Genomic DNA, 18,461 nt, shown 5'->3' with positions numbered 1-18,461 from the left:
GACACCGGATTACCGGGTGACCCGCAGCACCCGGTAGCCCTTCTGGCTGGCGTGCCGGGTGACCGCGAACCCCTCGTCGAGCAGCCAGCGGTGCAGCGAGTCGCCACCGAGGTGCCGGGCCACCACCAGCCAGCCGACGCCGTCCGGGGCGAGCCGGGGCAGCCAGCGGCGCAGCAGCGCGTGCAGCTCCGGCTTGCCGATGTGGATCGGCGGGTTGGACCAGATCTGCGCGAAGGTGACCTCGGCCGGCACCTCGGCCGGGGCGACCGCGCGGACCCGGTCGGCGGCGTCGATCCGGGCGGCGTTGGCCGCGGTCAACGCGCGGGCCCGCTCGTTGACGTCGACCGCCCAGACGGTGGCGGCCGGTGCGAGGTCGGCCAGCACGCAGCTGATCGGCCCGAACCCGGAGCCGATGTCGAGCAGGTGGCCGTCGGTGCCGGCGGTCGGCAGGTCCGCCTTGCGCAGCAGGACGGCGGTGCCGGGGTCGAGCCGGGTGGCGGAGAAGACGCCGCTGGCGGAGGTGAGTGCGTAGTCGCGTCCGGCGACGTGGAACTCGACCTCGTGGGGACGGGCCGGGGCGCTGGGCTCCGCGGTGAAGTAGTGGTCGCCGGTCACCGGGGCATTCTTCCACCGGCCCGCCGCGGAGCCGCCGCCGGCCGGAGCAGGGCCGGCCGGTGCGGTGCCGGTCGACGCGCCCATGCACACTTTTCCGGTTTTTATCCCTTAAAGGGGCGATGAACCCTACTCTGGGCGACATGGTATATCGGTATGAGTCCCCTGAGGACGCGTTTGAGGAGAACCCGCAGCCCGGGACGGACCTGCCGCTGTTCCAGCCTGTCCCGCCCGCGCCGGCTGGACCCTCCCCGTCCCGCTTCCCGGTCCCCTCGCTGCCCCGGACCACCCGACCGGCACCCCCGGCCGCCGACCCGGTGCCGATCCGCTCCTCCGTCCAGGTGCCCACCCACGACCACGCCTCCCCGTCCGGGCCGGCCGGACCACGGTCCCGCCGCGCGGCCGACGGTCGGGGCGGTCGGCTCTGGAAGGTCGTCGTCGGGGGCGCCGCCGTGCTGGTGCTGTTCGGTCTCTGCGGGCTCGCCGGGGCCGTCCTGCTCATCGACCGCACCGGCACCGACGATCCCACCCAGAACGGGCAGGCCGCCCCGACCGGCTACCCGACCACCGCCGGCCCGGACGACGCCGCCACCGGTCCGCTGGACTCCCGGGAGACCGATCGGCAGCCGCTGACCGTCAAGGAGGTCTTCCCGGACAAGAAGCTGGTCATCGGCACCGACCGGCACGAGTACCCGGTGCTCAAGACCCACGCCAGTGGCAGTTGCGCCGTCGCGGCCACCGGCGAGATCGCCGACCTACTGACCACCCTCGGGTGCAGCCAGGTGGTCCGGGCCACGCTGCGCTCCCCCGACGGCGACCACCTGGTCACCACCGGCCTGCTCAACCTGACCGACCTGGCGACCGCGCAACGCGTCCGGGACCGTGTCCGGCCGCTGCTCGACGACCGGCGGGGCCGGTTCCGGGGCATGCCCGCCGGGGACGGCACCGAGTCGATCGCCACCGCCGCCGCCCGGGTCGCCTGGCAGGTACGCGGCCACTACGTGGCCTACTGCCTGGTCACCCGGGACGACGGCGGCGCGGTGCCGGCCGGCGACCCCGGTATCCGCGAGATCATCTACGACCTGCTCGAACTGCACCTCGACAAGAGCGTGCTGGACCGTCGGGCAGCCGGCGTCAGCGTGGACCAGCCCGACCCGAAGACCACCACCGCCCCGGCCAGCCCGCGTGCCGGGGACCGGAAGACCACCACCCCGTCCGCGAGCCCCCGCTCCGACGACCCGGACACCGACGACCTGCCCGGCGACTGACCACCGCCGGGGCCGGTACGCCGCATGGCCACCCGGTCTGCCGCCGTCGGAGCCGGCACCCGGACGTTCCACCCGGCCGCTACGCCGGCTCGACGGGCAGCCAGAGTTCGCGGATCGCGGTGCTGAGGTCGGCCGTCGGCTCGGGCACCGCGACGATCTCCGGACCCGGCCGCAGCCGCCACGGGTTGAAGGGGAACCACTCGGTCGCGGCCGTGGCCCAGGTCTTCTGCAGGGCCTGCGGATCCCGCCCCACGGCCCGGATGACCACCCAGTGGCCCGCCGGGACCTCGATCACGTCGAGGTCGCCCGGGACCGGTGTGCCCGGGGACACGGCGACCCCGTGCAGGTAGGTCAGCTCGCTGCCCTCGTCGTAGTCGGCGTCGAGGTCGTCGCAGACAGCGAGCAGGCCACCGGGCTCGACGTCGCCGAGTGCCTTCAGGCGCAGATGCTCCTCCGCCGGTAGCGCGGCGACGTGCTGCCGGATGTACGGGTTGACTCCCCGGTGGATCAGTGGAACCCGGGCAGCGTGCCCCACGAGCCGGAACGCGGGACGGTCGACGATGCGGGTCAGCATGCGTTCGCTCCCTTCGACAGTCGGGCGGGACGTGAGCTGTGGTGTGGTGCGACAGGGCCTCCGAAGCGTGACCGGCGCTGTCGCGGCGCTCCCGACGGATGCGGAGCGGAAAGTGTCGGGCGACCGGGCCCGGCGCCGCCACACGATGGGGCCATGGACGACACGACACTGGTATCCCGGTTCCTTCGCGACGGTTTCGTGAAGGTGGCGGGCGCCGTCGCACCGCGGGTGGCCGCGGACTGCGCGCGGCTGCTGTGGCGGGAGACCGGCTGCGACCCGGACGACCCGGCCACCTGGAACAAGCCGGTGCACTGGGTGCCCGGGATGGCGCAGGGGCCGTTCGCCGCCGCACCCAACTCGCCGTGCCTCCATCACGCGTACGACCTGCTCGTCGGCGCGGGACGCTGGGAGCCGCGCTACTCACTGGGCACGTTCCCGTTGCGCTTCCCGCACCCCGACGAGCCGGACGACGCGGGCTGGCACATCGAGGGCAGCTACCTGCCCGAGGGGGCGAGCTGGTATTTCACGAACGTCCGCTCCCGGGGGCGGGCGCTGCTGATGCTGTTCCTGTTCAGCGAGGTCGGTGCGGAGGACGCCCCGACCCGGATCCGGGTCGGCTCGCACCTCGACGTGCCGAAGGTGTTGGCGAAGCACGGGGAGGACGGGGCGAGCGGGCTGGACCTCGCGCCCGAGTTGGTGGCGGCGTCCGACCACCGGCCACTCGCCCTGGCCACCGGATCCCCGGGTGACGTCTTCCTCTGCCACCCGTTCCTGGTGCACGCGGCGCAACCGCACCACGGGACGCGGCCGCGCTTCATGGCCCAGCCGCCACTGCTGCCGGCCGCGCCGTACGACCTGGAACGGGCCGACGGTGCGTACTCGCCTGTGGAGATCGCGATCCGCCGGGGCCTCGGGCGGGACACCCCCGGCCCCGACGGGCGGGGGACGCGGTGACGCCGGTGCGGGTTCGGGTGAGCGGCCGCAACGCGCGGTTCCAGCAGTGGGAGGCGCTGCTCCGCAACCGGACCAAGCGGCAGCGTCGTGGCGAGTTCCTCGTGCAGGGCGTACGCCCGATCACCATGGCGATCGAACACGGCTGGCAGATCCGGGAGCTGCTCCACGACGCCGACGGTCCGCTGTCGGGTTGGGCACGCCAGGCCCTGGACACGGTCCCGGCCGAGAAGTTCGCGGTGTCCCGTGAGCTGATGCACGAGCTGGGCGGCAAGGCGGACACCGTTCCGGAGCTGCTGGCCGTGGTCGCGCTGCCGGCGGACGACCTGCGCCGCATTCCGGCCGGGCCGACCATGCTCACCGTCGTCTTCGACCGGCCCACCAGCCCCGGCAACATCGGGACGCTCATCCGGTCCGCCGACGCCTTCGGCGCGTCCGGCGTCATCGTCACCGGCCATGCCGCCGACGTGTACGACCCGAAGGCGGTGCGGGCGAGCACCGGCTCGCTGTTCGCACTGCCCGTCGTCCGGGTGCCCGCACACCAGAGCGTGCTGTCCTGGGTCGCCGACGTGCGCGGCGTCGGCGTCGGCCTCGGCATCGTGGGTGCCGACGAGCGCGGCGCCCTGGCCGCCGCCGAGTACGACTTCACGCAGCCCACGCTGACCCTGATCGGCAACGAGACCACCGGGCTCAGCGTCGGCTGGCGTGCGGCCTGCGACCACCTCGTCCGGGTGCCGATGTCCGGGGCCGCCAGCTCCCTGAACGCGGCGGCGGCCGCGACCGTCGTGCTCTACGAATCGGCACGCCAGCGCAGCGCCGCCGCCCGCCGGTAGCGTATCGGCCGCCCGGGTGGGGCTGGTCACCCGTCGGTACGGAGCTGCCGGCGGCACCAGCCGGACCCGGCACCCTGACGACGGACCGAGGACTCAGGACCCTAGGACTCCACCGGCAGGCGCAGCCGGCGGGTACGGTCGGCGCGGGCGGCGTACTCGGCCGGGTCCTCCGGATAACCGACGGCGACCAGCGTCAACCCGTGCGCCGGTGCGACGGTCACCTCACTCGACCGTTCCCGCCGGGCCAGCTGGCCCGCCGGCCAGTCCACCGGGCGTCGGCCGTCCCCGGCGGTCAGCATCGCCCCCACCAGGCTGCGCACCATCGCCTGGCAGAACGCGTCGGCCTGCACGGTGGCGACCAGGATGCCGTCCGGGTCACGCCGCCAGTCCAGCCGGGTCACCTCACGGATCGTGGTGGCGTTCTCCTTGCGCCGGCAGTACGCGGCGAAGTCGTGCTCCCCCACCAGGCCGGCCGCCGCGGCGGTCAACACGGCCGGGTCCAGTGGTCGGTGCCAGGCCAGGGTGTCCCGGCGGCGCAGCGGCTCGGCACCCCACGGGGCGTCGGTCACCCGGTACTCGTACCGCCGGAAGGTCGCCGAGAAGCGGGCGTCGAAGTCGACGGGCGCCTCGGTCATCGCCCGGACCCGCACGTCACCGGGGAGCAGCCGGGCCAGCCGGCGCAGCAGCCGTTCCCGGTGCTTCCGCCAGACGGTGGCCGGGAGGTCGAGGTGGCAGACCTGGCCGGTGGCGTGCACGCCGGCGTCGGTCCGGCCGGCTACCGTCAACCCGGTCACCGTGCCCGCCCCGAGCACCAGGTCCAGCGCCCCGACCAGCACACCGGCGACGGTGCGCCGGGTCGGCTGGGCCGCCCAGCCGGAGAATTCGGTGCCGTCGTACGAGACGTCCAGCCGTAGCCGGGTCCGCTCGTCCACCTCGTACCTCCCGTTCACGACATCGGGCCCGGCACCCCAGGAAGGGATGCCGGGCCCGACGGTGCCGTGGTGCTCAGGCCTTGTTCTCGGTGGCCTCGTTGGTCTCGGTGGCCTCGTCGCTGTCCTCGCGGGCGGCGGCGGTGTCACCGGACGCCGAGACCGGCGCCTCGGAGTCCTGGTCGGCCGGGGCCGCCGGGGTCTCCTCGGCCGGGGCGAGCGCCTCGACCTTGTCCTGCTGGGCGCTCTTGCGGGCCGCGGTCTTCTTGTTCGCCTTGGGCTCGGCGACCTGAAGCTCCTCGACCAGCTCGATGATCGCCATCGGAGCGGCGTCACCCTTGCGCGGACCGGTCTTCACGATCCGGGTGTAGCCACCGTTGCGGTTGGCGTACCGGGGCGCGATCTGGTCGAACAGGGAGTAGACCACGTCCTTGTCCTTGACGACGCCCAGCACCCGGCGGCGGGAGGCGAGGTCGCCCCGCTTGGCCTTGGTGATGAGCTGCTCGGCCAGCGGACGCAGCCGCCGGGCCTTCGTCTCGGTGGTCTGGATCTTGCCGTGCTGGAACAGCGCGGTGGCCAGGTTGGCCAGCATCAGCCGCTCGTGCGCGGGGCTGCCGCCGAGGCGGGGGCCCTTGGTGGGCGTGGGCATGCTTGGTGCTCCTCAGGTGTGGCGGCAGCGCGGACTAGAGCTGCTCGGTCTCGCGATAGTCGTCGGTGTCGTAGTCGGCCTCGCCGAAGGCGTCCACGACGTGTGCCGGGTCGAAGTTCGGGGCCGAGTCCTTCAGCCCGAGACCCATCCCGGCGAGCTTCATCTTGACCTCGTCGATCGACTTCTGCCCGAAGTTCCGGATGTCGAGGAGGTCGGCCTCGGTACGCCCGATCAGCTCACCAACGGAGTTGATGCCCTCGCGCTTGAGGCAGTTGTAGGAGCGGACGGTGAGGTCCAGCTCCTCGATCGGCAGGGCCAGGTCCGCCGCCAGCTGGGCGTCCTGCGGGGACGGCCCGATGTCGATGCCCTCGGCGGTCTCGTCCAGCTCCCGGGCCAGCCCGAAGAGCTCCACCAGCGTCGAACCGGCGGAGGCCAGCGCGGTGCGCGGACCCATCGACGGCTTGGTCTCGACGTCGATGATCAGCCGGTCGAAGTCGGTCCGCTGCTCGACGCGGGTCGCCTCGACGCGGTACGTCACCTTCAGCACCGGCGAGTAGATCGAGTCGACCGGGATCCGGCCGATCTCGGCGCCGGCCTGCTTGTTCTGCGCCGCCGTCACGTAGCCGCGACCCCGCTCGACGGTCAGCTCCATGTCGAGCCGGCCCTTGCCGTTGAGGGTGGCGAGCTTGAGGTCCGGGTTGTGCACCGAGACACCGGCCGGGGGCTGGATGTCACCGGCGGTGACGTCGCCCGGCCCCTGCTTGCGCAGGTACATGCTGACCGGCTCGTCGTGCTCGGAGCTGACGCAGAGCTCCTTGATGTTCATGACGAGCTCGACCACGTCCTCCTTGACCCCGGGGATCGTGGTGAACTCGTGCAGCACACCGTCGATCTTGATCGAGGTGACCGCGGCACCCGGGATGGACGACAGCAGCGTACGCCGCAGCGAGTTGCCCAGGGTGTAGCCGAAGCCGGGCTCCAGCGGCTCGATGGTGAACCGGGAGCGGGTCTCGTTGATCGACTCTTCGGAGAGAGACGGTCGCTGGCTGATGAGCATTTCTTCTCTTCTCTTCCGGGACGCCCGCTATATGACGCCCACGACACGAACTGTTCCGGTGGCCCGCCCGACGGGACGGGCCACCGCAACGGGCCCTACTTGGAGTAGAGCTCGACGATCAGCTGCTCCTGGACCTGGGTGTCGATCACCTGACGGGCCGGGAGCGAGTGCACCAGGACCTTCATCTGGCTCGGGATCGCCTCCAGCCACGCCGGGACGGTCTTCGAGCCGGCCTGGGCCTGCGCCACGATGAACGGGGTGAGCTCCTTGCTCTTGCCCCGGACCTCGATGATGTCGTGCTCCTTGACGCGGTACGACGGGATGTCGACCTTCTTGCCGTTCACGGTGAAGTGACCGTGCTTGACAAGCTGGCGGGCCATGTCCCGCGAGTGCGCGTAACCGGCCCGGTAGACCACGTTGTCGAGGCGCGACTCGAGGATCTGCAGGAGGACCTCACCGGTCTTGGCCTGCTTGGCCACGGCCTCCTCGTAGTAACCGCGGAACTGCTTCTCCAGCACGCCGTACACACGACGGGCCTTCTGCTTCTCGCGGAGCTGGAGCAGGTACTCCGTCTCCTTCGTGCGGCCACGGCCGTGCTGTCCGGGCGGGAAGGGCCGGGACTCGAACGGGCACTTCGGGCCATCGCACTTGCTGCCCTTGAGGAACAGCTTCATCTTCTCCCGCCGGCAACGGCGGCAGTCAGCACCGGTGTAACGAGCCATCTCTCTCTAACCTCTCAGACCCGACGACGCTTCGGCGGACGGCACCCGTTGTGCGGCTGCGGGGTGACGTCGGCGATCTGGCCGACCTCCAGCCCGACGGCCTGCAGGGAGCGGATGGCGGTTTCCCGGCCGGAGCCGGGGCCCTTGACGAACACGTCGACCTTGCGCATGCCGTGTTCCATCGCCCGACGCGCGGCGGCCTCGGCGGCCAGCTGCGCGGCGAACGGGGTCGACTTGCGGGAGCCCTTGAAGCCCACCTGGCCGGCGGAGGCCCAGGAGATGACCGCACCGGTCGGGTCCGTGATGGACACGATGGTGTTGTTGAACGTGCTCTTGATGTGCGCCTGCCCGTGGGCGACGTTCTTGCGTTCCTTGCGCCGGACCTTCTTGACAGCGGCTCCGGCACGAGCCTTCGGTGGCATAAGTCTGTGCGCTCCTAGTTGACTGTCCGGACGGGCCGCGCGATCCGGTCTTCACAGCACCGACATCGACCCGGATTCCGGTCAAAATCTACTTCTTGCCGGGCTTCTTCTTGCCGGCGACAGTCCGCTTCGGGCCCTTGCGGGTCCGGGCATTGGTCCGGGTCCGCTGGCCACGCACGGGCAGACCCCGGCGGTGCCGGATGCCGGCGTAGCAGCCGATCTCGACCTTGCGGCGGATGTCAGCGGCGACCTCGCGGCGCAGGTCGCCTTCAACCTTGTAGTTCGCCTCGATGTGGTCGCGGAGCTGGACCAGCTCCTCGTCCGTGAGGTCCCGAGCGCGCTTGTCCGGCGAGATGCCGGTGGCGGCGAGCGTCTCCAGGGAGCGGGTGCGACCCACCCCGAAGATGTAGGTGAGCGCGATCTCCATCCGCTTCTCGCGGGGGAGATCCACGCCGACTAGACGTGCCATGTGCGGGCGTACTCCTCGTGATGTGTGGCGGAGGTGTGGACCCGTCCCATCCCGCTACCGACCGTCCGTCTCCGGCGCGTTGTGCGCCGGACCGAACGGCCGCTGCCCGAGCGGGCCCCGGCCTCCGACCGGGGGTTGGCCACGAGAAGATACGCATGCGTACGTTCCGCGGCTGGGACGAGCTGGTGACGTGGTGTCGTCGGATCTACGCGACCCGGACCGGTCCGCCGCCCTCCGTGGTGACGGACGGCGGGATCGGATCAGCCCTGGCGCTGCTTGTGGCGCGGGTCGCTGCAGATCACCATGACCCGGCCGTGCCGGCGGATAACCCGGCACTTGTTGCAGATCCTCTTGACGCTCGGCTTGACCTTCACGGTTGCCTTACTTCCCATCTGGCCCGGCGACGCGGTGACCGCGACTCCGGACGTCGAAGACGGACACGGGGACTTCCCGGCCGCCGTCAGGCTTACTTGTAGCGGTAGACGATGCGCCCGCGGGTCAGGTCGTACGGCGAGAGTTCGACGACGACCCGGTCCTCCGGCAGGATGCGGATGTAGTGCTGCCGCATCTTGCCGCTGATGTGAGCCAGCACCTTGTGGCCGTTCGCGAGTTCCACCCGGAACATGGCGTTCGGCAGAGGCTCGATGACCCGACCCTCGATCTCGATGGCTCCGTCTTTTTTCGGCATGTACTCCGCTGTCCTGACGTCGGTTGCTCCGGACGGCCCACAACGTCTTACACGGGCCTTCCGATGGTCATCGGGTGCCCGCGCCAGCCGCGGCTCCGGGCTCCCACCGAAGCGCGAGGTGGGCATGCCGGAGTGGACGCTGTGCGCCGATCTGAAAGTCTACGCCCGCCCACGGGCTGTCGCCAAACCGGCCACCCGTGGCGTCACCCACTAGGACGAAAGCGGACATCGGGTCCGCGACACACCAGCCCGACCGCGCGGCCTCACCGACCGCGCCGACGCCGCGCCCGACGCCGCGCCCGGACCGCCCGCAGCCGCTCCCGGCGGGCCGCGTCCCGCCCGGCCGACCCGGTGCCGAACCCACCCACGGTACGCAAGACCAGCATCGCCCCCCACGGGCCGAGCACCCAGACCGGCCAGTAGAACGGCAGGTCCCGGCTGCCGAGCGCGGAGATCGCCCAGACCACGGTGAGGATGGCCGCCACCCGCAACCAGGGCACCCACACCTCGGCCAGCCAACGCCCGGAGCCGGCTCCGGCCGACTCCCCACCCACCAGCTCCCCGTCCACGGGCCGCCCGGGTGTCGTCCGCTGTCCGGCGACCGCCGTGGGATCCGGGTCGACCGGCCCCGGCGGCACCCCCGGGCCGGGTCCGGCCGGAGCCAGGGCGGACCGCTGGGCGGACGCCGGTCCCGGCAGGTCCGCCAGGACAACGTCCAGCTCCGCGTAGGTCTTCGCCCCGTACGTCTGCTGCAGGCGCTCGTCGTACTCGTGCAGGTCGAGCCGACCCTCCTCCAGGGCGACCCGGAGGCGTTCCGCCGTCGCCTCCCGGTCGGTGTCCGCCGCCCGCATCCGCTCCCGCCCCTCCATGCCGGCAAGCATGACACCGGGGAGCCACCTGCGCCGACCGGCGGGTCAGCCGGCCGGCGAGTCGGCCCGTTGCCGGGCGGTCACCAGATCACCGAGCCGGCCCCGGCCGCCGTCGAAGGCGGTCAGCACCCACACCCCGTCCTCCAACAGCGCCATCGAGTGCTCGACGTGCACCGCCATCGACCGGTCCCGGGTGACCACCGTCCACCCGTCGGACAGTTCGACGGTACGCGGCGAGCCCATCGTGATCATGGGCTCGATCGCCAACGCCATGCCGGGCACCAGGCGTGGCCCCTTGCCGGGGCGGCCGTGGTTGAGCACGTGCGGGTCCTGGTGCATCTCGGTGCCGATGCCGTGCCCGCCGTAGCCGTCGACGATGCCGTACCGGCCGCCCCGGCGGACCGCGGTCTCGACCGCGTGCGAGATGTCGGTGAGCCGGCCCCGGCCGTTGGCGGCCCCCCGTGCGGCGGCGGCGATCCCGGCCCACATGGCGTCCTCGGCGACCGCGGCCATCTTCAGCAGCGCCGGATCGACCTCGCCGACCCCGACGGTGACCGCCGCGTCGCCGTGCCAGCCGTCCAGCACCGCGCCGCAGTCGATCGAGATCAGATCGCCCTCGCGGAGCACCTGGTCGGCTGCCGGGATCGCGTGCACCACCTGCTCGTTGACCGACGAGCAGATCGACGCGGGAAAACCGTGGTAGCCCTTGAAGGACGGGATCGCCCCGGCCTCCCGGATGGTCGCCTCGGCGATGGCGTCGAGGTCGGCCGTACTGACCCCGGGCGCGACCGCCGCGCTCATCCGACGCAGGGCCTCGGCGACCACCAGCCCGGCGGCCCGCATCTTCTCGATCTGTTCAGGGGTCTTCAGCTGGATGTCCAGCTGGGTACGACGCATGGAGCGGTCACCTTTCGTTGCCGACACACAGCGAAACAGCGGGGCACGTGACGTACCCCGCTGTTCGCACTCTATCCGCCGGGCCTCGCCGGGAAGTCAGCCGCCGTACGAGCGCAGCGCGTCGATCGCGCGCACCGTGACGTCCTCCACCGGGCCGGTGGCGTCGATCCCGACGAGCTTGTTCTGGGCGCCGTAGTAGTCCACCAACGGCGCGGTCTTCTCGGCGTACTCGCGCAGCCGGGCCGCGATGGTCTCCGGCTTGTCGTCGTCGCGTTGGAACAGCTCGGCGCCGCACCGGTCGCAGATGCCGTCCTTGGTCGTCGCGTCGAACTCGACGTGCCAGATCTTGCCGCAGCCCCGGCAGGTACGCCGGCCGGAGAGCCGCCGGATCACCTCGTCGTCGTCGACCACCAGTTCGAGCACCAGATCCAACGCGGTACCCAGGTCGGCGAGGAGCTTGTCCAGCGCGGCGGCCTGCGGCGTGGTGCGCGGGAACCCGTCGAGCAGGAACCCCTCGGAGGCGTCCGGCTCGGCGAGCCGGTCCCGGACCATGTTGATGGTCACCTCGTCCGGGACCAGCTTGCCGGCGTCCATGTACCGCTTCGCCTCGACCCCCAGCGGCGTCCCCTGGGAGACGTTGGCCCGGAAGATGTCACCGGTCGAGATCTTCGGCACCGAGAGGTGTGCGGCGACGAACTCCGCCTGTGTGCCCTTGCCCGCGCCCGGCGGGCCAACCAGAACGAGTCGCATCTACCGCAGGAACCCTTCGTAGTTCCGCTGCATGAGTTGGCTCTCGATCTGCTTCACGGTCTCCAGACCGACGCCGACCATGATGAGCACAGCGGTGCCGCCGAACGGGAAGTTCTGGAACTGCTGGCTGTTCAGCCAGATGAAGAAGAAGTTCGGCAGGACCGCCACGATACCCAGGTAGAGCGCGCCCGGCAGGGTGATCCGGCTGAGGATGAAGTCGAGGTAGTCGGCGGTCGGCTTGCCGGGGCGGATGCCCGGCACGAAGCCGCCGTACTTCTTCATGTTGTCCGCGACCTCGGTCGGGTTGAACGTGATCGACACGTAGAAGTAGGTGAAGAAGATGATCAACAGGAAGTAGATCACGATGTGCAGCGGCGCGTCGGCCTGCACGATGTTGTTCTGGATCCAGGCCTGGGTCTTGCCCGGGTCGGTCTGGTCGAAGAACTGGAGCGCCAGCTGCGGCAGGTAGAGCAGCGACGAGGCGAAGATGACCGGGATGACACCGGCCTGGTTCACCTTCAGCGGGATGTAGGTGGAGGTGCCGCCGTACATCCGCCGGCCGATCATCCGCTTGGCATACTGCACCGGGATCCGGCGCTGTGCCTGTTCGATGAAGCAGACCGCGGTGATGACCACCAGGACCAGCGCGAGCACCAGGGCGAACTTGCCCCAACCCTCGTTGGTCTTGATCTTCCAGCCCTCGCTGGGGAGCCGGGCCGCGATCGAGGTGAAGATCAGGACGGACATGCCGTTGCCGACGCCGCGGTCGGTGATGAGCTCACCGAGCCACATCACCATGCCGGTACCGGCGGTCATCGTCATGACCAGGATGCCGAGCGTCAGCCAGTCCGGGATGCCGGTGCCCTTGGGCACGATCGGGAACTGGTCGCAGCGGTTCTGGAAGAGCTGGCCGGAACGGGCCAGCGCCACGAACGCCGAGGACTGGAGGATGCCCAGGCCGAGGGTCAGGTAGCGGGTGTACTGGGTGATCTTTGCCTGGCCGGCCTGGCCCTCCTTGCGGAGCTGCTCCAGCCGGGGGATGACCACTGTCAGCAGCTGCAGGATGATCGACGCGGTGATGTAGGGCATGATGCCCAGCGCGAAGACCGAGAGCTGCAACAGCGCGCCGCCGGAGAACAGGTCGAGCAGGTTGAGCACGCCCGTGTTCTGGCCCTGCAGACTGTCGAGACACTTCTGCACGTTGCCGTACGAGACGCCGGGGCTGGGCAGAGTGGCGCCGAGCCGGTAGACCGCGATGATGCCTACTGTGAACAGCAGCTTCTTGCGCAGGTCAGGCGTACGGAACGCACTGAGAAAGGCGGACAGCAACTTCTTCCTCCTGCGCGCGGGCCGCCCGGTGGTGGTCCCTGGCGGGTCGGGGTGGGTGCCGGGCGAGTGCCCGATATCCATGGCTGGGAAGGGACTCTAACAGCCCGATCCCGCTCCGGGCAGGTGTGCCCGGCTACATAAACCGAATCCGATATTACCCGGCGCACACGCTCCGGGTAGACCAGGGCGCCCGCCCAGTCACAGAGAACTGAGCGGGCGCCATGGATCGCCTGACCTACAGCTCGGTGACCGAGCCACCGGCAGCGGTGATCTTCTCCTTGGCCGACGCGCTGAACGCCTGCGCCGACACCTGGAGGGTCACGCCGCCGAGGTCGCCGGTCCCGAGCACCTTGACCGGGTGGCCCTTGCGGACCGCGCCGGCCTCGACCAGCTCCAGCGGGCCGACCTGGCCGCCGTTGGGGAACAGTTCGGCGAGCCGGTCCAGGTTGACCACCTGGAAGACGACCTTGAACTTGTTCTTGAAGCCCTTCATCTTCGGCAGCCGCATGTGGATGGGCATCTGCCCACCCTCGAACGCCGCCGAGATGTTCTTACGGGCCTTCGAGCCCTTGGTGCCGCGACCGGCGGTCTTGCCCTTGGAGCCCTCACCGCGACCCACCCGGGTCTTCGCGGTCTTGGCACCCGGAGCGGGGCGCAGGTGGTGAACCTTGATCGTCATTACTCGACCTCCTCGACCTTCACGAGGTGGCTGACCGCGAAGATCATGCCCCGAATCTCGGGACGGTCCTCCTTGACCACCACGTCGTTGATCCGCTTCAGGCCGAGCGAACGCAGCGAGTGCCGCTGGTTCTGCTTCCGCCCGATCGCGGACCGGAGCTGGGTGACCTTCAGACGTGCCATCAGGACGCCACCCCCGCCCGCGACGCCAGCATGGCGGCCGGCGCGACGTCCTCGACCGGCAGGCCACGACGGGCCGCGACGGCCTCCGGGGACTCGAGCCCCTTCAGCGCCGCCACCGTGGCGTGCACGATGTTGATGGGGTTGGACGAGCCGAGGCTCTTGGAGAGCACGTCGTGGATGCCCGCGCACTCCAGTACGGCACGCACCGGTCCACCGGCGATGACGCCCGTACCGGCGGAGGCCGGCTTGAGCAGCACGACGCCGGCGGCGGCCTCACCCTGGATCGGGTGCGGGATCGACTGACCGATCCGCGGCACCTTGAAGAAGTGCTTCTTGGCCTCCTCGACACCCTTGGCGATCGCCGCGGGCACCTCCTTGGCCTTTCCGTAGCCCACGCCGACCGTGCCGTCGCCGTCGCCCACGATCACCAGGGCGGTGAAGCTGAAGCGACGACCGCCCTTCACGACCTTGGCGACGCGGTTGATCGCGACGACCCGCTCGATGTGCGGGGTCTTCTCGACGGGCGCGTTTCCGCGGCCGCCCTCACGGCGGTTGTCGCGGCGACCACCCTCGTTGCCACCGGACCCGCCGCCACGGCGCTGTTGACCTGGCATCAGCAGCCTTCCTTATCTCTCGTGACGGGGTTTCTAGAACTCGAGCCCGGCTTCGCGGGCGGCGTCGGCCAGCGCGGCGACCCGCCCCGCGTACCGGCTGCCACCGCGGTCGAAGACGACCTTGGACACACCCGCGGCCTTGGCCCGCTCGGCGAGCAGGCTGCCGACCTTGCCGGCCAGGGCGCTCTTGTCGCCCTCCGCACCGCGCAGCGACGCGTCCAGGGTCGAGGCCGACGCCAGGGTGTGACCCTTGGTGTCGTCGACGACCTGGGCGACGATGTGCCGCAGCGAGCGGGTGACCACGAGACGGGGGCGCTCGGCGGTGCCGCTGACGTTCTTGCGGACCCGGAAGTGTCGACGCGCACGGCCGACGGCGCGCTTGGCGGCGACGCCGCGGCGGCGCTTGAGCAGCGTGGCGCTCACTTCTTACCTGCCTTTCCGGCCTTGCGGCGGATGACCTCGCCCTGGTACTTGACGCCCTTGCCCTTGTAGGGCTCCGGCGGGCGGATCTTCCGGATGTTGGCGGCGACCTCACCGACCTGCTGCTTGTCGATGCCGGCCACGTGGAACAGGGTCGGCCGCTCCACCGTGAAGGTGATGCCGTCCGGGGCGGGGACCAGGACCGGGTGCGAGAACCCGAGCGCGAACTCGAGGTCCTTGCCCTTGGCCGTGACCCGGTAACCGGTGCCGGCGATCTCCAGGCTCTTGCGGTAGCCCTCGGTCACCCCGACGATCATGTTGGCGACCAGGGTACGGCTCAGGCCGTGCAGCTCCTTGGCCTTGCGCTCGTCGTTCGGCCGGTTGACGTGCAGCTGGCCGTCCTCGCCCCGCTCCGCCCTGATCGGCTCGGCGAGCGTGTGCGACAGCTCGCCCTTCGGACCCTTGACCTTGACGGTCTGGCCCTCGATCGTGATGTCGACGCCGGAAGGCACCGGGATCGACTTACGTCCAATACGCGACATTTCTACCTGTCTCCCGTTACCAGACGAAGGCGAGGACTTCCCCGCCAACGCTCCGCTTGCGGGCCTGCCGGTCGGTGAGCAGCCCCTGGGACGTCGAAATGATCGCCACGCCCAGCCCGCCGAGCACCCGCGGGAGCCCGTCCGACTTGGCGTACACCCGGAGACCGGGCTTGGACACGCGCTTGATGCCGGCCAGGCTCCGCTCCCGGTTCTGGCCGTACTTCAGCTCGACGACCAGTCGCTTGCCGACGGCACCCTCTTCGGGCTCCTCGACCAACCAGGTGGCGATGTAACCCTCGGCCTTGAGGACCTCGGCGATGTTCGCCTTGATCTTCGAGTAGGGCATCGTCACCCGGTCGTGGTACGCCTGGTTGGCGTTACGCAGACGCGTGAGCATGTCTGCGATCGGGTCGGTCATCGTCATGAAATTCGTCAACCTTTCTCGCCGGGGTTCCCCGGGCACGGCCCGGGGCCTACGGCGAAGAGACAGTTCAGCTGACGCGCGAGGCGCGCCGGGCTATTACCAGGAAGCCTTGGACACGCCGGGCAGCTCACCGCGGTGGGCCATCTCCCGGATGCACACCCGGCAGAGACCGAACTTGCGGTAGACCGCCTTCGGACGCCCGCACCGCTGGCAGCGGGTGTACGCGCGAACCGAGAACTTCGGCTTCGCGGCCGCCTTGATGATCAGCGCCTTCTTGGCCATCTCAGTTCTCCTTGAACGGGAAGCCCAGGAGCTTGAGCAGCGCCCGGCCCTCGTCGTCGGTCGTGGCGGTCGTGACCACCGTGATGTCCATGCCCCGCTGGCGATCGATCCGGTCCTGGTCGATCTCGTGGAACACCGACTGCTCGGTCAGGCCGAACGTGTAGTTGCCGTGCCCGTCGAGCTTGCGCCCGTCCAGGCCGCGGAAGTCGCGGATACGCGGCAGCGCGATCGACAGCAGCCGGTCCAGGAACTCCCACATCCGGTCGCCGCGCAGGGTGACCTTCGCGCCGATCGGCATGCCCTCACGCAGCTTGAACTGCGCGATCGACTTGGTGGCCCGCCGCACCTGCGGCTTCTGGCCGGTGATCGTGGCCAGGTCGCGGACGGCGCCGTCGATCAGCTTGGCGTCGCGAGCGGCCTCGCCGACACCCATGTTGACGACGATCTTGACCAGCCGCGGCACCTGCATGGGGTTGCCGTAGCTGTGCTGCTCCTGCAGCTTGGCCACGATCTCGTTGCGGTACCGCTCCTTGAGACGCGGCAGGGTCTTGGTTTCGGTAGCCGTGGTCATCACAGGTCCTTACCGGTGCTACGCGCGATGCGGACCTTCTGGCCGTTGTCGTCGAACCGGTAACCGACCCGGGTCGGGTTCCCGTCGGAGTCCAGGACCTGCACGTTCGAGACGTGGATCGGGGCCTCCTGGGTGACGATGCCACCGGTCTTGGCGCCGCGCTGGGTGGTGCTGATACGGGTGTGCTTCTTGACCCGGTTCACGCCTTCGACGAGGACCTTGTCCTGCCGCGGGTAGGCCGCGATGACCTTGCCCTTGGCACCCTTGTCCTTGCCGGCGATGACGATGACCGTGTCGCCCTTCTTGACCTTCACGGTCACAACACCTCCGGCGCGAGGGAAATGATCTTCATGAACCGCTTGTCCCGCAGTTCCCGCCCCACCGGGCCGAAGATACGGGTACCGCGCGGGTCCCCGCCGTCCTTGATGATGACGGCGGCGTTCTCGTCGAAACGGATGTACGAGCCGTCCGGCCGCCGCTTCTCCTTGGCGGTGCGGACGACGACGGCCTTGACGACGTCGCCCTTCTTCACACCGGCACCCGGGATCGCGTCCTTGACGGTGGCCACGATGACGTCGCCGATGCTCGCGTAGCGCCGACCGGAGCCACCGAGAACCCGGATGCACAGGATCTCCCGGGCACCCGTGTTGTCGGCGACGCGCAGTCGCGACTCCTGCTGAATCACGTCTATCTCCTATGTCTGCCGGTTCTCCGGCCGCCCTCGCGGGCGGCCGGAGCCTGGCGGAACCTGCGCCCGACCGAAACCGGCCGAGCTCGAGCCTTCGCTACTTGGCCTTCTCGAGGATCTCCACGATCCGCCAACGCTTGGTGGCGGACAGCGGCCGGGTCTCCATGATCGAAACCCGGTCGCCGATGCCGGCGGCGTTCTGCTCGTCGTGCACCTTCAGCTTGCGGGTACGGCGCATGATCTTGCCGTACAGCGCGTGCTTGACCCGGTCCTCGACCTCGACCACGACGGTCTTGTCCATCTTGTCGCTGACCACCAGGCCCTCACGGACCTTACGGCGGGCCCGCACGGTGGCGGTGGTGTTCTCGGTCTCGCTCATGATGCAGTCACCTCAGTCGGCGCGGCCGAGAGACCCAGCTCGCGCTCACGCATGATCGTGTAGATCCGGGCGATCTCCCGACGGATGACCTGCAACCGCCGGTTGTTGTCCAGCTGACCGGTCGCGGCCTGCACGCGGAGGTTGAACAGCTCCGCCTTGGCCTCGCGCAGCTTCGCGACCAGCTCCTCCTCGGAGAGCTCACGCAGCTCGGAAGGCTTGACGCCCGCTGCCATCAGGATTCACCCACTTCGCGCGTAACAATGCGGCACTTCATCGGGAGCTTGTGGACCGCGCGACGCATAGCCTCTCGCGCGACCTGCTCGTTGGGGAAGGACATCTCGAAGAGGATCCGCCCCGGCTTGACGTTCGCGACCCACCACTCGGGCGAGCCCTTGCCGGAACCCATCCGGGTCTCGGCCGGCTTCTTGGTGAGGGCCTGGTCCGGGAAGACCGTGATCCAGACCTTGCCACCACGCTTGATGTGCCGGGTCATGGCGATACGTGCCGACTCGATCTGCCGGTTGGTCACGTACGCCGGCTCGAGAGCCTGGATTCCGAACTCGCCGAACACCACCCGGTTACCGCCCTTGGACGCGCCGTGGCGGTCCGGGTGGTGCGGCTTGCGGAAGCCCTTCGGGGGCTTGCGCGGCATCAGCATCTG

Annotated in this window: 30 protein-coding genes; 3 read left to right on the top strand and 27 right to left on the bottom strand. The window is 70.1% G+C overall.

The features are described from left to right. Positions 1-9: 9 nt before the first annotated feature. Positions 10-615: a class I SAM-dependent methyltransferase gene (locus GA0070623_RS22225; RefSeq protein ID WP_067301534.1), complete on the bottom strand. Its 606-nt coding sequence runs from the start codon at positions 613-615 to the stop codon at positions 10-12. A gap of 140 nt (positions 616-755) precedes the next feature. On the opposite strand from GA0070623_RS22225, the gene GA0070623_RS22220 reads away from it, so the two are divergent. Next, positions 756-1,880, top strand: a complete 1,125-nt coding sequence (locus GA0070623_RS22220) for a hypothetical protein (protein ID WP_084261012.1) — start codon at positions 756-758, stop codon at positions 1,878-1,880. A gap of 79 nt (positions 1,881-1,959) precedes the next feature. On the opposite strand, the gene GA0070623_RS22215 is transcribed toward GA0070623_RS22220, so the two are convergent. Further along, the gene (locus tag GA0070623_RS22215; RefSeq protein ID WP_084261011.1) at positions 1,960-2,454 is read right to left on the bottom strand and encodes a GyrI-like domain-containing protein; all 495 of its coding nucleotides are present in this window, start codon (positions 2,452-2,454) and stop codon (positions 1,960-1,962) included. A 153-nt stretch (positions 2,455-2,607) separates the two neighbouring features. On the opposite strand from GA0070623_RS22215, the gene GA0070623_RS22210 reads away from it, so the two are divergent. Continuing rightward, the gene (locus tag GA0070623_RS22210; protein ID WP_067301477.1) at positions 2,608-3,408 is read left to right on the top strand and encodes a phytanoyl-CoA dioxygenase family protein; all 801 of its coding nucleotides are present in this window, start codon (positions 2,608-2,610) and stop codon (positions 3,406-3,408) included. Between the two features lie 5 nt (positions 3,409-3,413). Beyond that, positions 3,414-4,238: a TrmH family RNA methyltransferase gene (locus GA0070623_RS22205; protein ID WP_067301531.1), complete on the top strand. Its 825-nt coding sequence runs from the start codon at positions 3,414-3,416 to the stop codon at positions 4,236-4,238. A gap of 101 nt (positions 4,239-4,339) precedes the next feature. Here GA0070623_RS22205 and truA read toward each other — a convergent pair whose 3' ends face one another. The 25 genes from truA to rplP form a co-directional block, all read right to left on the bottom strand. Next, positions 4,340-5,170, bottom strand: a complete 831-nt coding sequence (truA, locus tag GA0070623_RS22200; protein WP_067301528.1) for a tRNA pseudouridine(38-40) synthase TruA — start codon at positions 5,168-5,170, stop codon at positions 4,340-4,342. Between the two features lie 73 nt (positions 5,171-5,243). Continuing rightward, a complete protein-coding gene (gene rplQ / locus GA0070623_RS22195; protein ID WP_067301474.1) occupies positions 5,244-5,816 on the bottom strand; it encodes a 50S ribosomal protein L17 in 573 nt (190 codons plus the stop codon). Positions 5,817-5,850: 34 nt separating this feature from the next. Continuing rightward, the gene (locus tag GA0070623_RS22190; protein ID WP_007073009.1) at positions 5,851-6,873 is read right to left on the bottom strand and encodes a DNA-directed RNA polymerase subunit alpha; all 1,023 of its coding nucleotides are present in this window, start codon (positions 6,871-6,873) and stop codon (positions 5,851-5,853) included. Between the two features lie 95 nt (positions 6,874-6,968). Then, positions 6,969-7,595 carry a 30S ribosomal protein S4 gene (gene rpsD / locus GA0070623_RS22185; protein WP_067301470.1) on the bottom strand — a complete coding sequence of 209 codons (627 nt, stop codon included), beginning with the start codon at positions 7,593-7,595 and terminating at the stop codon, positions 6,969-6,971. Positions 7,596-7,609: 14 nt separating this feature from the next. Beyond that, complete coding sequence (rpsK, locus tag GA0070623_RS22180) at positions 7,610-8,017, bottom strand: 30S ribosomal protein S11 (RefSeq protein ID WP_030329919.1); 408 nt, start codon at positions 8,015-8,017, stop codon at positions 7,610-7,612. Positions 8,018-8,105: 88 nt separating this feature from the next. Continuing rightward, entirely contained in the window at positions 8,106-8,486 is a 381-nt protein-coding gene (rpsM, locus tag GA0070623_RS22175) for a 30S ribosomal protein S13 (RefSeq protein WP_067301467.1), read from the bottom strand. A 260-nt stretch (positions 8,487-8,746) separates the two neighbouring features. Next, on the bottom strand, positions 8,747-8,860 hold the full coding sequence (gene rpmJ / locus GA0070623_RS22170) for a 50S ribosomal protein L36 (protein ID WP_043965539.1): 114 nt from the start codon (positions 8,858-8,860) through the stop codon (positions 8,747-8,749). Between the two features lie 92 nt (positions 8,861-8,952). Beyond that, the gene (gene infA / locus GA0070623_RS22165) at positions 8,953-9,174 is read right to left on the bottom strand and encodes a translation initiation factor IF-1 (RefSeq protein ID WP_007073013.1); all 222 of its coding nucleotides are present in this window, start codon (positions 9,172-9,174) and stop codon (positions 8,953-8,955) included. 263 nt (positions 9,175-9,437) lie between these two features. Further along, positions 9,438-10,043 (bottom strand): DUF1707 SHOCT-like domain-containing protein, encoded by a 606-nt coding sequence (locus GA0070623_RS22160; RefSeq protein ID WP_231932526.1) that lies wholly within the window; start codon positions 10,041-10,043, stop codon positions 9,438-9,440. Positions 10,044-10,088: 45 nt separating this feature from the next. Further along, positions 10,089-10,940 carry a type I methionyl aminopeptidase gene (gene map / locus GA0070623_RS22155; RefSeq protein ID WP_067301465.1) on the bottom strand — a complete coding sequence of 284 codons (852 nt, stop codon included), beginning with the start codon at positions 10,938-10,940 and terminating at the stop codon, positions 10,089-10,091. 96 nt (positions 10,941-11,036) lie between these two features. Then, positions 11,037-11,690, bottom strand: coding sequence for an adenylate kinase (locus tag GA0070623_RS22150; protein WP_067301462.1), 654 nt, complete (start codon positions 11,688-11,690; stop codon positions 11,037-11,039). Further along, complete coding sequence (gene secY / locus GA0070623_RS22145) at positions 11,691-13,019, bottom strand: preprotein translocase subunit SecY (RefSeq protein WP_067301459.1); 1,329 nt, start codon at positions 13,017-13,019, stop codon at positions 11,691-11,693. It abuts the gene before it with no gap. Positions 13,020-13,254: 235 nt separating this feature from the next. Continuing rightward, positions 13,255-13,698 (bottom strand): 50S ribosomal protein L15, encoded by a 444-nt coding sequence (gene rplO, locus GA0070623_RS22140; RefSeq protein ID WP_067301456.1) that lies wholly within the window; start codon positions 13,696-13,698, stop codon positions 13,255-13,257. Further along, positions 13,698-13,880 (bottom strand): 50S ribosomal protein L30, encoded by a 183-nt coding sequence (rpmD, locus tag GA0070623_RS22135; protein WP_067301451.1) that lies wholly within the window; start codon positions 13,878-13,880, stop codon positions 13,698-13,700. The genes rplO and rpmD overlap by 1 nt, the downstream gene beginning before the upstream one ends. Then, positions 13,880-14,494, bottom strand: a complete 615-nt coding sequence (gene rpsE / locus GA0070623_RS22130) for a 30S ribosomal protein S5 (protein WP_089004147.1) — start codon at positions 14,492-14,494, stop codon at positions 13,880-13,882. Before rpsE ends, rpmD begins: the two co-directional genes overlap by 1 nt. Positions 14,495-14,527: 33 nt before the next feature. Further along, complete coding sequence (rplR, locus tag GA0070623_RS22125; protein ID WP_067301445.1) at positions 14,528-14,917, bottom strand: 50S ribosomal protein L18; 390 nt, start codon at positions 14,915-14,917, stop codon at positions 14,528-14,530. Then, positions 14,914-15,456, bottom strand: a complete 543-nt coding sequence (rplF, locus tag GA0070623_RS22120; protein WP_067301442.1) for a 50S ribosomal protein L6 — start codon at positions 15,454-15,456, stop codon at positions 14,914-14,916. Before rplF ends, rplR begins: the two co-directional genes overlap by 4 nt. Before the next feature lie 16 nt (positions 15,457-15,472). After that, positions 15,473-15,880: a 30S ribosomal protein S8 gene (gene rpsH / locus GA0070623_RS22115; protein WP_067301438.1), complete on the bottom strand. Its 408-nt coding sequence runs from the start codon at positions 15,878-15,880 to the stop codon at positions 15,473-15,475. Between the two features lie 96 nt (positions 15,881-15,976). Further along, complete coding sequence (locus GA0070623_RS22110) at positions 15,977-16,162, bottom strand: type Z 30S ribosomal protein S14 (protein WP_007465272.1); 186 nt, start codon at positions 16,160-16,162, stop codon at positions 15,977-15,979. A 1-nt stretch (position 16,163) separates the two neighbouring features. Further along, positions 16,164-16,733 carry a 50S ribosomal protein L5 gene (gene rplE / locus GA0070623_RS22105; protein WP_067301437.1) on the bottom strand — a complete coding sequence of 190 codons (570 nt, stop codon included), beginning with the start codon at positions 16,731-16,733 and terminating at the stop codon, positions 16,164-16,166. Further along, the gene (gene rplX / locus GA0070623_RS22100; protein WP_172898445.1) at positions 16,733-17,053 is read right to left on the bottom strand and encodes a 50S ribosomal protein L24; all 321 of its coding nucleotides are present in this window, start codon (positions 17,051-17,053) and stop codon (positions 16,733-16,735) included. The genes rplE and rplX overlap by 1 nt, the downstream gene beginning before the upstream one ends. After that, positions 17,050-17,418, bottom strand: a complete 369-nt coding sequence (gene rplN / locus GA0070623_RS22095; RefSeq protein WP_007073026.1) for a 50S ribosomal protein L14 — start codon at positions 17,416-17,418, stop codon at positions 17,050-17,052. The genes rplX and rplN overlap by 4 nt, the downstream gene beginning before the upstream one ends. A gap of 100 nt (positions 17,419-17,518) precedes the next feature. Further along, entirely contained in the window at positions 17,519-17,800 is a 282-nt protein-coding gene (gene rpsQ, locus GA0070623_RS22090; RefSeq protein WP_067301434.1) for a 30S ribosomal protein S17, read from the bottom strand. Next, positions 17,797-18,033, bottom strand: a complete 237-nt coding sequence (gene rpmC, locus GA0070623_RS22085) for a 50S ribosomal protein L29 (RefSeq protein ID WP_067301431.1) — start codon at positions 18,031-18,033, stop codon at positions 17,797-17,799. The genes rpsQ and rpmC overlap by 4 nt, the downstream gene beginning before the upstream one ends. Beyond that, positions 18,033-18,458, bottom strand: coding sequence for a 50S ribosomal protein L16 (gene rplP, locus GA0070623_RS22080; protein ID WP_067301427.1), 426 nt, complete (start codon positions 18,456-18,458; stop codon positions 18,033-18,035). The genes rpmC and rplP overlap by 1 nt, the downstream gene beginning before the upstream one ends. Between the last annotated feature and the right edge of the window lie 3 nt (positions 18,459-18,461).

This window comes from Micromonospora rifamycinica, from assembly GCF_900090265.1.
Taxonomy (GTDB): Bacteria; Actinomycetota; Actinomycetes; order Mycobacteriales; family Micromonosporaceae; genus Micromonospora; species Micromonospora rifamycinica.
The sequence above is the reverse complement of the archived record's forward strand: the minus strand, read 5'-3'. Positions and strand labels throughout refer to the sequence as shown.